We start from the raw sequence: 13,203 nt of genomic DNA on the forward strand, positions 1-13,203 counted from the left end.
AAAGATGACAGAGTTATTCTTAAACGCATTGCCAAGTTATCTGAGGTGCCAATTGCTATTATGTGCGTGACCTATATGGATTTTTCAAGGTTCGAAACATGTTTTGCTGCTGGGAAAGTTGAGTTATTAAAGTAATAATTTATGATATATGTTATAAATTTGCTGAATTGATAATATATTAATTTAAAAATTAATTATTATGTGAACAAGAATTAAAAGTTGTGTTCTCAAGAATGGTTGCGGATTTTTTTTGCTGTCCTATCATCACTGAATTATACTCCTGTTGTCATAAAACGACCCATATCTTTCCGAACCGGGTCAAATTTTTAAAAAGAACTTGCTGTTTTTTCGGTAAGCTCCGCCTGTTCAGCTCTGCTGCACACTGATATGAACTCTTTTATTCAGATACATATTTACGTGAAAAATCATTAAGATAAAATATATAAGTATGAGATCCTAAAAAATTTTAGGTGGCCAATTCAGCAGGTGCGGATACTGTTGTTTTTAACGCAAAGGAGGGTTTGATTTGGATCTGACTCTCAAAAAAAGGGCTGTGCAGTTGACCGGTCTTGTCATCACAGCCTTTGCTGTATATTCCCTCCATAAGGAAATATCGCAGTACAGCTATGCGGAGATAAGGGGGGCTGTCGCTGATATCCCTTATTCCAGGCTCCTTTTTGCCTTGTTATTTACGACAGTTAACTATGCAATACTCACCCTCAATGACCGTCTGGCGCTGAAATATATAGGGAAAAAACTCCACTGGGCAAAGATTGGGTTTGCCTCATTTGTCAGCAATGCGATCTCGTTCAATCTGGGAATGTCCGTGTTGACCGGAGGTTCCGCGAGATACGGAATATATAGCGCTTATGGGCTGAGCGTTTCGGAAACGGCAAAAGTCCTTGGTTTCTGTGATCTGACAATTGGTCTCGGATCTGCGGGAATACTTGGTCTGCTTTTACTTTCTGAACCCGTGGGCATGATAGCCCGTATACCCTTATTGAAAGAATGGGGAAAGATCCCGGGATTTCTGCTCCTTTTATTTGTAATTTCTGCAGCCGTCCTCAGTTGGTCCGGAAAAAGCATAAAAGTAAGGGGAGAAGAGATATCCCTGCCGCCTCTTAAATATTTCATAGCACAGATCATGATATCCGGAGCCGACTATTTTTGTGCATCGATGGTCCTCTTCTCACTCCTTCCTGGCAGCGACATCTCGATTATCCACTACACCGGATGCTACGTAATTTCAGTGCTTCTTGGCGGGATGAGCCAGGTGCCCGGCGGGCTTGGAGTCCTGGATTCTACGCTTATGGTGACCCTCTCTCCGTGGTACTCCGGGACAGAGATGATAGGTGCGCTTCTGCTCTACAGAGTAGTCTATTATCTTTTTCCTCTTTGCCTTTCCGCCCTTTTGATGGGAGGACGCCAATTACATCCCTCAGGCAGGGATGTAAAAAGTGCTGCTCTGAGCTTTGGAAAAGGATTTATTGGGATCTACCCTCCGATATTGTCTCTCGGGGTATTCGCCTCCGGAGCAGTCCTGCTATTTTCAGGATCAACACCGGGACTGGCGCATCGCCTTGCCTTTCTCAATAAAGTTATACCGATAGACATTATCGAAATATCACACTTCCTGAGCAGCCTCGCAGGACTCATACTCCTATTTCTCGCGCAGGGCATAAGGAGAAGGCTTCGCATCGCATGGCAGCTCACAATTGCTCTGATGGCTGCGGGAATCGGCCTCTCTCTCTTAAAAGGCCTGGACTATGAAGAAGCTATGATACTAGTGATCATGGTGCTGCCTCTCATTGCGGGCCGGGAAAAGTTTGACAGGGATTCCAAGCTTCTTTCAGCAGGAATATCATTTGACTGGCTGTTGCCGGCGGCAGTTGTTCTGGCATCTTCGGCATGGCTTGGCTATTTTTCCTTCAGGCACTCGGAATACTCAAGCCTCAGCATACTTCAGTTCGCTCTTTCAGGAAGGGCACCCTGGTTTTTGAGGGCAACTGTGATGCTTTCTGCCGCGGCACTAATTCTTCCTTTGTTAAAACTATTCAGGGTGAAACCTGACATTCCAATGGTTCCTACCGGAATTGATATTGAAAAGGCGTTTAATATTACAATATCGTCCCCCGACGCTTCCGCATTCCTTGCATTGACAGGGGACAAATCATTTTTCTTCAGCCCGACGGGCAGGTCGATGATATGCTTTGCAGAAGAGGGTCCGTACTGGTTCGTGATGGGAGATCCATTTGGAGACCGGGAAGAATTCAGCGACCTGGCATGGTCTTTCAGGGAGAAAGCGGAGGTAAACGGAAGAAAAGCAGTTTATTACGAAGTTAGGGAGAGGAACCTCTCCCTCTACATAGAGCAGGGACTTGCACTGATAAAGATAGGAGAAAACGCCAAGGTCCCCCTTGCAGATCTCTTTTTTGAGAAGGGGTCCGAATGGCACGGGCAGAGACATACATTGAAAAAGCTTGCCAGGGATGGATCGACATTCCGTATCCTTTCCGACGAAGAAGTCAAAGCCGTTCTTCCGAGGCTCAAAGAGATCTCAGCACAGTGGCTCAAATCAAAGCAGGGACATGAAAAGGGATTTTCCCTGGGTTTTTTCAGCGAAGAGTACATTTGCAATTTTAAGATCGCTGTGGTTGAGCGCAACGGAGAAATTCAGGCATTCGCGAATGTATGGACGAGTGCGGACAAAAATGAGGTCTCGCCCGACATGATGAGATACATGGACAATGCTCCCTCGGACACGATGGAATTCCTCTTCCTGAATCTGATGCTGTGGGCAAAAGATGAGGGGTACGCATTTTTTGACCTCGGGATGGCTCCGCTTTCGGGAGTTACAGGAGGACCTCACGGTTCGCTTTGGGGCAGGACCGCGGAAATTTTATATGAGCACGGAAATGCATTTTATAACTTCCAGGGGTTAAGGCAATACAAAGAAAAATACAAACCTGTATGGGAGCCGAGATACGTGGCAGTCCCACATGAACTGTCCCTTCCTGCTGTCCTTGCCGCGGCTGCAGTGCTTATCTCTAAAGGTCCAAGGGGGATAAGGGTAAGGGCTTGATCCGTAAAATGAATATATTGAGCAGGTGATCTGAATCAGCAAATATGATCGGCTTTGGGAACATATAAAGAATGAGGGCAGGGATACCCTCATCCTTTCTTTTGAGGAAATCGGGAAAATTGCGGGAGTTCCGATCGATCACTCTTTCCTGAATTACAAAAAGGAACTGCCTGATCACGGTTATCAGGTAGGCAAAATTTCTTTAAAAAATCAGACTGTTACATTTATCAAAATTAAAAGCCCCGCAGCTGACAGCCGCTCTGAATAATTCAAAAACTTATGCAAAAATAAAATACCATTTTAAATTTGCATAAGTTTTTGTTTGCCAGTTTCACTCTGCGCGCGGAAACGCGGATCTGGCTGTTGCAAAACCCACTAGTAAGTTAAATATTTATATCCGCATAGTATGTTAATTTGATCAACTGTAATTTTTTATATGCCTTGTTGCCGCCAAAGATGATAATATTTGATATAAACTTAGGCATTAGATTGACTTAACTAAAAATTTATGCAAAAATAAAATACCATTTTATTTTTGCATAAGTTTTTATTGTTTGGAGGTCTGTTTATGTACATTTCAAGAACGATCGAAGATACGGTCCGCAACGTCAGCAGTACATATCCTGTCCTTTTGATCACAGGCCCCCGCCAGGTCGGGAAAACTACACTTCTTCGCCACCTGGCCGAAAAAGAGAGGAAATATGTCAGTCTCGATGACCCGAAAAACAGGCACCTCGCAGTAAGTGACCCGGCTCTTTTTTTTCAGCGCTTCACGCCTCCTCTTATCATTGACGAAATACAGTATGCACCGGAGCTTTTGCCATACATTAAAATGTACGCTGATGAGCATAAAGTAAACGGTGATTTCTGGCTTACCGGCTCACAGATGTTCCACATGATGCAGAACATAAGCGAGAGCCTTGCAGGCAGGGCAGGCATCCTCAATCTCTTCGGCCTTTCAAACAGCGAGTTGAACAACAATCACTTTGGCTGCTTCACGACAGATCCCGGGGAACTTCTTAAAAGGCTTCCGGCTGCAAAAAAAATGGATATTATGGAAACATTCAACATGATATTCCGGGGATCCTTCCCCCGCCTATATGAGAATCAACAAGTCAGGCGGGATACGTATTACGAATCCTATATCCGTACATATCTTGAACGGGACATAAGAGACCTTACCCAGGTCGCAGATGAAGGGGCTTTTTATAAGTTTCTCTGTGTAGCCGCTGCCAGGACCGCGACAACAGTTAACTACAATGCCATGGCATCAGAGTGCGGCATAACTGCACCTACAGCAAAACAATGGCTTTCCCTGCTTGTAACTTCCGGGCTGGTAGTTCTTATAGAGCCATATTTCAACAATTTGCTGAAGCGCGTAGTCAAATCTCCCCGTATGTATTTTATGGATACAGGGCTGTGCACATACCTCACGAAATGGAACGATGTCGAGGCTCTTGAAGCAGGAGCGATGAGCGGGGAGTTCTTTGAGACCTGGGTCGTCTCAGAGATATATAAAAGTTTCATCAATAATGGCAAAAGGCCACCCCTTTATTACTACAGAGACAGTAATAATAAAGAGATAGATCTGATACTTTATGAAAACAATACGCTCTTCCCTATCGAGATCAAAAAGAGCGCATTTCCGTCTAAGGCAACGAAAAACTTCAACGCACTGGATCCTGTAACGAAAGAGGAAGAAGTCAGCGGAGAAAGGCGCATAAGGACGAACATAGGCACAGGCGCAGTTGTATGTCTTTGCTCAGATCTTTTGCCTGTCAACAAAAAAAACTGGTACGTACCAGCCTGGCTGATCTGACTTTTTTGTTGCCAGTCATAGATTTTATGAAGGGAAATTATTATGTGTTGAACAATTAGATGTTGTTTTAGGACTAAACACTGCAAAATTTATTTTATAAAATCACAGGAAGGGCGTGAAAGAATGAGCGCACACGAAATCAAAATAGAACTTAAAGATTCCGAACCTCTTATCTGGAGAAGAGTTGTGATCCCGACAGAAATGACTTTTGAAAAACTGCACATCGCAATACAACTTGCAATGGGTTGGCAGGATTATCATCTTTATTCATTCGAAATACCGGATCTCAATCATAAGATAGTCTGCGATGAAGAAGGTTATTGCGACTTGCAGGTTTGGTGTAAAGAAAATCAAGGACAGATCGAACGGGGAGAGACCGACGGATATATAAAAAAAATTGCAAAAATGAAAGTAAAGAAGTCATGGAACACAGAAATCGATCCGTATTTAAAGAAGGTCAAAACATTCCAATATACCTATGATTTCGGTGATTCGTGGGAGCACAGTATTACTTTTGAGTCAATTTATGAAGATTGGAAAGTAAGCCATCCTATAGTAGTAGAAGGTAAAGGGGCGTGCCCCCCTGAAGATGTCGGCGGGATAGGGGGATATGAAAGATTTCTCAGCGCATTGAAAGATACTCATGACCCTGACCACAGAATGATGAAGGAATGGGGAGAAGGCCAGCTTTACCGGCCCTTTAGCCGTAAAGCGACAAATTACGCTATGATCTATGCTTTTAAACTTATTCATCAGGCGGACCTTTAAAGAATACAAACATCAGTACTATTTAACCGATGCAACATTGGATGGTTCGAACTTGTAAGGGATCCTTACAAGTTCGAGTCTAATATTCTTTCAGTGCTATACTCATGGTTCAAATGACCGTAAAGGAATGTTTGTTTTGCCACAGCCTATTGACATGCTTAAAAATATTTTCGGCTATGCTTCCTTCCGCCGCGGGCAGGAGGAGATCATTGACAACATCCTTAAGGGCAATGACGCACTGGCGATAATGCCGACAGGGGCAGGAAAGTCTCTCTGTTACCAGATCCCTGCCATTTCGAGCAAAGGAGTTTCCATAATCATATCTCCGCTTATCTCCCTTATGAAGGATCAGGTAGACGCCCTTCGCCAGAGTGGGGTGCAGGCCGCTTCGATAAACAGTTCTATGACATGGGACGAAGTGGTCTCCATATTCCGCCTTGTGAGCAGCGGCAGGATAAAGCTGCTTTATATAGCTCCGGAACGTCTTGATAATAACGGCTTCATAGAATTTCTCCATTCACTGGATATTGCCCTGATAGTAGTTGACGAAGCACACTGTGTCTCCCAATGGGGACATGACTTCCGCCCGTCCTATCTCAACATAGCACCGGCTATAGCCTCGCTGCGGCAGCGCCCCGTTGTTGCTGCGTTTACTGCGACTGCAACTCCGGAGGTTCGGGATGACATTATCAACCAGCTTGAGCTTAGATCTCCTTTTTCTGTTGTGACGGGGTTTGACCGTGAGAATCTCTTTTTTCAGGTAGAACATCCGGCCGATAAGACAAAATATCTGCTTGACTACATTAAAAAATTTCCTAATGTCTCGGGCATAGTCTACTGTTCCACGCGGAAGGAAGTTGAGTCGGTACGCGACAAGATCTGCCGAAGCGGCATAAGTGCAGTGCGTTATCATGCGGGCCTCGACAGCGATGAACGGCTCCAGAGCCAGGAAGCTTTTATATATGACAAGGTGGGGATCATAGTTGCTACAAATGCTTTCGGGATGGGTATCGACAAATCGAATGTACGCTATGTTATCCACTACAACATGCCTGCAACTATGGATGCATATTATCAGGAGGCCGGACGTGCAGGACGTGACGGACTGCCCGCGGATTGTATTCTGCTCTTCGGAGAAAAGGACATAATGACCGCGCGGTACTTCATATCGCAGAGTGAAGACAACGGGACAAAAAAATCAGCGTACCTTAAGCTCCGAGGTATGGTCGACTATTGCCATACGACAGGATGTTTAAGATCATGGATATTGAATTACTTCGGTGAAGGCGACGTGCCGGAGACCTGCGGTTCCTGCGGCAGCTGCACATCACAGACAGATCTTGTCGACATCACTACGGAGGCAAAGAAGATAATATCCTCTGTCTATCGTATGGCCGAACAGACAGGCGGACGAAAGTTTGGAAGCAGTCTTCTGACAGATGTGCTGCGCGGTTCGCAGAAGGCTCAGATAAGGTCACTTGGCTTTGACAAGATCTCAACTTGGGGGCTCATGAAAGGATACAAAGCCGAAGCCATACGGGGGATGATAAATTTTCTGACCGCGGAAGGATTTCTGCAGACTGAAGACGTAGAATTTCCCGTACTCTCTTTTACGGAGAGAACGACGCAGTTTCTGAAAAGCGAGACAAAACTCATGATGCGAAAACAGGAAGAAAGAGCCGAAAAGCCCCTATCTGTATCGAAGCGCAAACAAACATGGGCTGCAAATGAAGAGCTCTTTGATTTGCTCCGTTCACTGAGAAAGGAGCTGGCTGCAGCAGAAGGTGTGCCTCCCTATGTTGTCTTCTCCGACAGGACACTTTCCGCCATGTGTGAAACGATGCCGATGGACAGGGATAACTTTCTTGAAGTCCCGGGAGTGGGCAGTGTCAAACTGGAGAAGTATGGCGAAGCCTTTATTAAAGCTGTCAAAGAGTGGAAATCAAGCCCCAGATAAAAAACGGCCTAGTACGACACATGATGAGAATCCAGGTCTAATCCACCCTTAACTCTCCTCCTGTCGTCCTCAAATGCCTCCCCCTTGTTATCTGGTATGCCCCTGGTGTAACTACCAGCCGATTCGCGCAACTCGTAACTCGTTGGCTCTCTGGCCGTGAGCCGGGACCCAGGTTCTTACGATTGCTTGCCTATTGCTTGCCAACCGCTTGTCCTTCACAACTCTTCTTATCAGTAATCATAAATAACAGTCACACTGGCTTCGATCGTCAGTTCGCCTTCAGAAATCGGGGTAGGGGCAGCCTCGGCTGTCATCTTTGCCATATCCATGGCCCTGAAGTTCGGCTGGACGAAATGGGAGGAAGAGCCTTCTATTATGTTTGCAGGCTTTGAGATGGCGATCCCCGCAGCAGATGCAATAGTGTTTGCCTTTTCCTTTGCGTTCACAACAGCCTGCGAAAGGGCCTGAAGATAAAGCCTATCTCTCTCCTCGTCGGTGACTCCGAATGCTATCGAGCTGGACTGGTTGACCCCCTCTTTTACCGTCATGTCAAGGACATCGCTGACCTTCTTCAGAGCTTCCACAGTTACGCTTATGCTGTTTACTACGTTGTAGCCGGCCAGTGAGGCAACATTGTTTTTGTAGTCATAACGCGGGCTGATGTTGTAGTTGACCGTTTTTATCTTATCTTTCTTTATCCCCAGCGAAGCCAAAGTCTTATATACCCTGTCCATTTTTACGGCATTTTCGGCCTGTGCCGTTGCCGCATTTTTATTGAATGTGGTGACCCCGATACTGACGTATGCGATAGTGGGCGCCGCCGTTATGCTTGATGACCCCTGTACCGTTATCGTCTTACGTTCTTTCGCCTGCTCTGCGGAAGAGAGGGCAGGGCATGCACCGATCACCATTGCTCCGATCAAAGCAAAAATCATCATGGTTGATTTAAATGAAGTGGAATATATTTTCATAATATGGTCTCCTTTCACGGGACAAATTTTGATATAAACAGTTAAATCATATATCATTCATTGGATCAGGGATAGGATGAAAAGTAAAATATCGGGGGGATATTAAGATGCTTGAGGTCAAGAATGTCGGGCTAAAAATAAAAGGCGACAATGGCGAGATCCAGGTATTAAAAGACGTGAATTTCACCTTGGAAGATAAAAAGATCTATGTAATGACGGGCCCCAACGGCGGCGGAAAATCCGTAACGGCCAAGACGATCATGGGTATCCACCGGCCCACCAACGGGCGGATCTTGCTGGATGGCGTGGACATAACGGACAAGGAGCTCTACGAACGTGCCAGGATGGGCATCGGTTACGCATTTCAGCAGCCTGCCCGCTTTAAGGGCATCAAGGTGCGTGAACTTTTGGAAATAGCCGGAGGGAAAAATGCGTCAGCTGATACGTGCGATCATCTTTACGACGTGGGTCTGTGCGCTCAGGATTATCTGGACCGCGAGATCAATGCCAGCTTTTCCGGAGGAGAGGTCAAGCGGATAGAGATAGCAACGATCTTGGCCCGTGACCTGAAGCTCGCCATCTTTGACGAGCCTGAGGCGGGGATAGATCTTTGGAGCATGCAGAGGCTGACGGAAACTTTCGAAAAGATGAACAGGAAATATGATACAACTATCCTGATAATATCACACCAGGAACGGATCCTTAATTTGGCCGACGAGATCATCATGGTTGCCGAAGGGACTGTCAGCGAGATAACCAACCGTGAAAAGGTTCTTGGAGAGATCAGCCGGCTCGATTCGGATTGCAGGTGCAGGCAGAATTGCAGCAAGGGAGGGAAAGCAATTGCTGGATGCGATAGATAAAAAACTGTTGGCCGAGGTTGCGGATCTGCATGAGATGCCCCACGGAGCATTCAATATCCGTAAAAACGGACAGGGCGTCGAACGTAAAACGACCGCGAATATCGATATCATTACGAAAAAAGACAAGCCCGGCATAGATGTCATCATAAAGCCCGGCACTAAAGGAGAGAGCGTACATATCCCCGTTATCCTCTCTGAAGGGATGGAGGATATGGTTTACAACACATTCGAGGTGGGAGAGGGCTCGGACGTGCTCCTTGTGGCGGGCTGCGGGATCCACAATCCGGGCACACAAAAGGCTCAGCACGACGGGATCCATGAATTCTTTGTGCGCAAGGATGCCCGCATGAAGTATGTAGAAAAGCACTACGGCGAGGGGGACGGCAGCGGCGTACGGATATTAAACCCCAAAACCATTATAGAGATAGAAGAAAATGCAACCGCTGAACTTGAAATGGTACAGATCAAGGGGATAGACAGCGCGTTGAGAGAGACAGAAGTGCGCTTGCATAAGAACGCCCGTTTGATCGTTACGGAAAGGCTGCTTACATATCTGAACCAGACTGCAGAATCCAACATCACAGTGAATTTGATCGGCGAAGATGCCTCCGCTCAGATCATATCCAGGTCAGTGGCGCAGAATGGGTCCAAGCAGGTTTTTCATCTGAGTATGCGCGGTTATGCCAGATGCCGTGGTCATATCCAGTGTGATTCCATCATTATGGATCAGGCACAGGTCTCGTCTGTTCCCGAGATATCAGCCTTCCATTCCGATGCTCAATTGATCCATGAGGCAGCTATCGGCAAGATAGAATCTGAGCAATTGACAAAACTGATGTCGCTTGGGATGACGGAGAAAGAGGCAGAGGAAACTATCCTTCATGGTTTCTTAAAATAAACGGTTGAAATATTGCGGGTACGTTTCCGCATGCATGCTATGAATGAGCAGATCACACAACCGTTTCAATTTTCCTTGGCAAGCCTCTCAACAACGAAGACGTCGGCCGGGCAGAATTCGTATTCTCCAAGCATGTCGGGTGATACCCATTTTATGGAGTCATGGACATTAGGAGTAGGGACTCCCTTTTTCAGTGATGCGCTGAAGAACATGAACTCTATTTCCCGTTCCGGATATGAGTATTTTGTCTCTTCAAAGAGGTCCAGGACCTCGATCTCTATCTCAAGTTCTTCCAGGCATTCCCGGACCAGGCATTCTTCCGGGGATTCGCCGGGTTCTATCTTTCCTCCCGGAAATTCCCACAAAAACTCGCAGGACCCGCCGGGCCCCCGCTGACAGATCAGTATTTCGTTATCAGAATTTTTTATTATCGCTGCACTTACACGAGTCATATTATCCGGCCACCAGTTGATTTTAATATTGGTTTTTAACAAGCAATAATCCACTGATAGAGTAGAATCAAGTTCGCAATTTTGCTGAAGAAAAGATATAGCAAAGCCATTAGGGCTCCTTTAAACTAAATGTGTTCGAGACACTTACAAAAAGGAGAATCCCAATGGCTTTGAAAAAGAATAACACAGGACTTGAAGAATTGCTACTGCAGTGTCTGTCGGAACCCGACCCGATGCTTTCCATGCTGGACTGGCTTTGCAGCAGGCTCATGGAAGCAGAGATTTCAAATAAGGCAGGCGCGGACAAGAATGAACACTCTGAAACCCGTACCGGCTACAGAAGCGGCTATAGACCCAGAAGACTTGATACGAGAATGGGAACGATGTATCTGATGGTCCCCAAGTTAAGGACTGGCGGCTATATCCCTTTCTTCATTACGGAGCGCAAGCGCAGCGAGAATGCATTGATACATGTGATACAGGAGGCCTTTGTCCAGGGTGTTTCAACAAGGCGCATGGAAAAGCTGGCTAAGAGCCTTGGCATTGAAAGCATATCAAAGAGCCAAGTGAGTGAAATGACCAAAGGGCTGAATGACCAGGTAAGTTCATTTCGCACGAGGGATCTTTCAGGCACTACATATCCCATCCTCTGGACAGACGCTCTTTATGAGAAGGTCCGTGTGGACGGAAGAGTAATAAGCATGGCCGTGCTGATTGTGTGCGGAGTAAACAGAGAAGGACAGAGAGAGATACTGGCATTAGAACCGATGATGGAAGAATCCAAGGAGAGCTATTCACAGCTTTTCAGGAATCTTAAAAAACGGGGCTTGACTGGACCTGTTCTGATAGTGTCGGATGCTCATTCCGGCCTGAAATCAGCAATAGCTGAAGAATTCCCGGGTGCTTCCTGGCAGCGTTGCAAAGTGCATTTCATGCGCAACATTCTGGTAAATGTTCCGCATCATGCAAAAGAAGCATTCGCATCTGAACTCAAAGAAATATGGACTGCCCCGAGAGAAGAGGACGCACGTCGCCGGGCAGAGCGTTTGACAGAAAAATATGAAGGACGTTTTCCAAAGGCGGTCAGGATACTTGAAGAAGGTCTTGATGATTCACTGGCTTTCTACGGATTGGAGGACGTAGATCCAAGGAAAATATCTTCGACCAACATGCTGGAACGCCTTAACAAAGAGATCCGGAGGCGAACAAGGCCGATTGGGATATTCCCTAACGCTGATTCATACATAAGGCTCGTTACGATCTACCTGATCGAATACTGCATATTCCGCTCAAAATAAACACCTTGACCGTTTCAGATTGAACACTCTGACCGCTCTAAACTGAACACCCTCGCCGCATCTACTGAACAGGTCAGAAGTGCCCGGAGGGAACCGTCCTCCGGGCCATGATTTTTACTTTTTGGTCTTTACCCCGTTCTTCTTCCTCATGGATCGCCTTCGATCATTATCGTATATGAATCATGTACGATCCGGTCGCATATGGCGTCAGCCAAAGTGGGTTCGCCTATTTTAAGATGCCAGCCGGCAACGTCGAACTGGGAACAAAACATCGTGGATGCCCTTTTATGGCGCGCTTCAACTATTTCAAGCAGATCACGGGCCTCGTTCTCCTTCAAAGAGAAGAGCAGCCATTCGTCCAGAATAAGAAGCTTTACCTGTTTATATTGCTTTATTACCTTTCGATACGTACCGTCACCGCGGGCGATGGCCAGCTCAGCGAATAGTTCCGGCAGACGCACATACCTGACGGAATAGAAATTTCGGCTGGCCGCCATTCCCAGTGCACAGGCAATATAAGTCTTCCCGCTCCCGGTCGCGCCAAGAATGCGCAGATTATGATTTTCCTCAATATATGCGCACGTAGACAGTCTTGCTATCTGAGTCTTATCCAGTTTCCTGTCAGGATGGTATTCGATATTTTCTATGCAGGCACCAGGAATCGAATAATTAGCCTTCTGTATCAGCCTGGTCAAACGGTTGCTTTTTCGTGCTGACCATTCTGAATCAACGATCATGCCGAAGCGCTCTTCAAATGACATTTCCGCAAAGCATCCGTTTTTGATCTGTTCGTCAAAAGACTGTGCCATTACGGAAAGCCTCATCTCATGCAGCTTGGATATAGTATTGTTATCCAGCATTATCCGTTCCTCCTGTAGTATCCTGCTCCGCGCGTAAAGCCGTACTGTTCTGTCTTTTCTTTTGCCGCATCCTCATTCTTCTCTGTCTCCTGCGTAAGTTTATCCTGGCCTGATATAAGGATGGCCTGTATGTTCTTAAGGCTGGGGCAGGAAGTAAATGACAGTGCCTTCTCACATGATGCCTCAAGGCGTATGGCTGAATATTTATCCGCAAGTTTGAGCATAGCCATGCATG

Annotated in this window: 10 protein-coding genes and 1 pseudogene; 7 read left to right on the top strand and 4 right to left on the bottom strand. The window is 46.3% G+C overall.

The features are described from left to right. Positions 1-526: 526 nt before the first annotated feature. From mprF to recQ, 4 genes are all read left to right on the top strand, one after another. Positions 527-3,082, top strand: coding sequence for a bifunctional lysylphosphatidylglycerol flippase/synthetase MprF (mprF, locus tag OLM33_09710; protein MCW1713928.1), 2,556 nt, complete (start codon positions 527-529; stop codon positions 3,080-3,082). A 568-nt stretch (positions 3,083-3,650) separates the two neighbouring features. After that, complete coding sequence (locus OLM33_09715; GenBank protein ID MCW1713929.1) at positions 3,651-4,901, top strand: ATP-binding protein; 1,251 nt, start codon at positions 3,651-3,653, stop codon at positions 4,899-4,901. Positions 4,902-5,024: 123 nt separating this feature from the next. Beyond that, on the top strand, positions 5,025-5,669 hold the full coding sequence (locus tag OLM33_09720) for a plasmid pRiA4b ORF-3 family protein (GenBank protein MCW1713930.1): 645 nt from the start codon (positions 5,025-5,027) through the stop codon (positions 5,667-5,669). Between the two features lie 154 nt (positions 5,670-5,823). Beyond that, positions 5,824-7,626 carry a DNA helicase RecQ gene (recQ, locus tag OLM33_09725; GenBank protein ID MCW1713931.1) on the top strand — a complete coding sequence of 601 codons (1,803 nt, stop codon included), beginning with the start codon at positions 5,824-5,826 and terminating at the stop codon, positions 7,624-7,626. Positions 7,627-7,856: 230 nt separating this feature from the next. Here recQ and OLM33_09730 read toward each other — a convergent pair whose 3' ends face one another. Then, positions 7,857-8,564 (bottom strand): SIMPL domain-containing protein, encoded by a 708-nt coding sequence (locus OLM33_09730; protein ID MCW1713932.1) that lies wholly within the window; start codon positions 8,562-8,564, stop codon positions 7,857-7,859. 140 nt (positions 8,565-8,704) lie between these two features. On the opposite strand from OLM33_09730, the gene OLM33_09735 reads away from it, so the two are divergent. Beyond that, entirely contained in the window at positions 8,705-9,460 is a 756-nt protein-coding gene (locus OLM33_09735) for an ATP-binding cassette domain-containing protein (protein ID MCW1713933.1), read from the top strand. After that, the gene (locus tag OLM33_09740) at positions 9,441-10,358 is read left to right on the top strand and encodes a SufD family Fe-S cluster assembly protein (protein MCW1713934.1); all 918 of its coding nucleotides are present in this window, start codon (positions 9,441-9,443) and stop codon (positions 10,356-10,358) included. Before OLM33_09735 ends, OLM33_09740 begins: the two co-directional genes overlap by 20 nt. Positions 10,359-10,423: 65 nt before the next feature. Here the strand turns inward: OLM33_09740 and mutT are convergent, their stop codons facing one another. Next, positions 10,424-10,810: an 8-oxo-dGTP diphosphatase MutT gene (gene mutT, locus OLM33_09745; protein ID MCW1713935.1), complete on the bottom strand. Its 387-nt coding sequence runs from the start codon at positions 10,808-10,810 to the stop codon at positions 10,424-10,426. Between the two features lie 164 nt (positions 10,811-10,974). Here mutT and OLM33_09750 point away from each other — a divergent pair. Then, positions 10,975-12,087: pseudogene (locus tag OLM33_09750) on the top strand (IS256 family transposase). A 167-nt stretch (positions 12,088-12,254) separates the two neighbouring features. Here OLM33_09750 and istB read toward each other — a convergent pair. Beyond that, complete coding sequence (istB, locus tag OLM33_09755; GenBank protein ID MCW1713936.1) at positions 12,255-12,968, bottom strand: IS21-like element helper ATPase IstB; 714 nt, start codon at positions 12,966-12,968, stop codon at positions 12,255-12,257. Then, positions 12,968-13,203, bottom strand: a 236-nt coding sequence (locus OLM33_09760; GenBank protein ID MCW1713937.1) for a hypothetical protein, incomplete at its 5' end; no start/stop codon positions are given. The genes istB and OLM33_09760, both read right to left, overlap by 1 nt.

The sequence above is a fragment of the Synergistaceae bacterium DZ-S4 genome, assembly GCA_025943965.1.
Lineage (GTDB): Bacteria > Synergistota > Synergistia > Synergistales > Synergistaceae > Caenicola > Caenicola nitritireducens.

Bases quoted from the DNA above. Each gene is read 5' to 3' on its own strand.
- recQ (MCW1713931.1), top strand. From the start codon at position 5,824: ATGCTTAAAAATATTTTCGGCTATGCTTCCTTCCGCCGCGGGCAGGAG.
- OLM33_09735 (MCW1713933.1), top strand. From the start codon at position 8,705: ATGCTTGAGGTCAAGAATGTCGGGCTAAAAATAAAAGGCGACAATGGC.
- OLM33_09715 (MCW1713929.1), top strand. From the start codon at position 3,651: ATGTACATTTCAAGAACGATCGAAGATACGGTCCGCAACGTCAGCAGT.
- OLM33_09720 (MCW1713930.1), top strand. From the start codon at position 5,025: ATGAGCGCACACGAAATCAAAATAGAACTTAAAGATTCCGAACCTCTT.
- istB (MCW1713936.1), bottom strand. From the start codon at position 12,968: ATGCTGGATAACAATACTATATCCAAGCTGCATGAGATGAGGCTTTCC.
- mutT (MCW1713935.1), bottom strand. From the start codon at position 10,810: ATGACTCGTGTAAGTGCAGCGATAATAAAAAATTCTGATAACGAAATA.
- OLM33_09730 (MCW1713932.1), bottom strand. From the start codon at position 8,564: ATGATGATTTTTGCTTTGATCGGAGCAATGGTGATCGGTGCATGCCCT.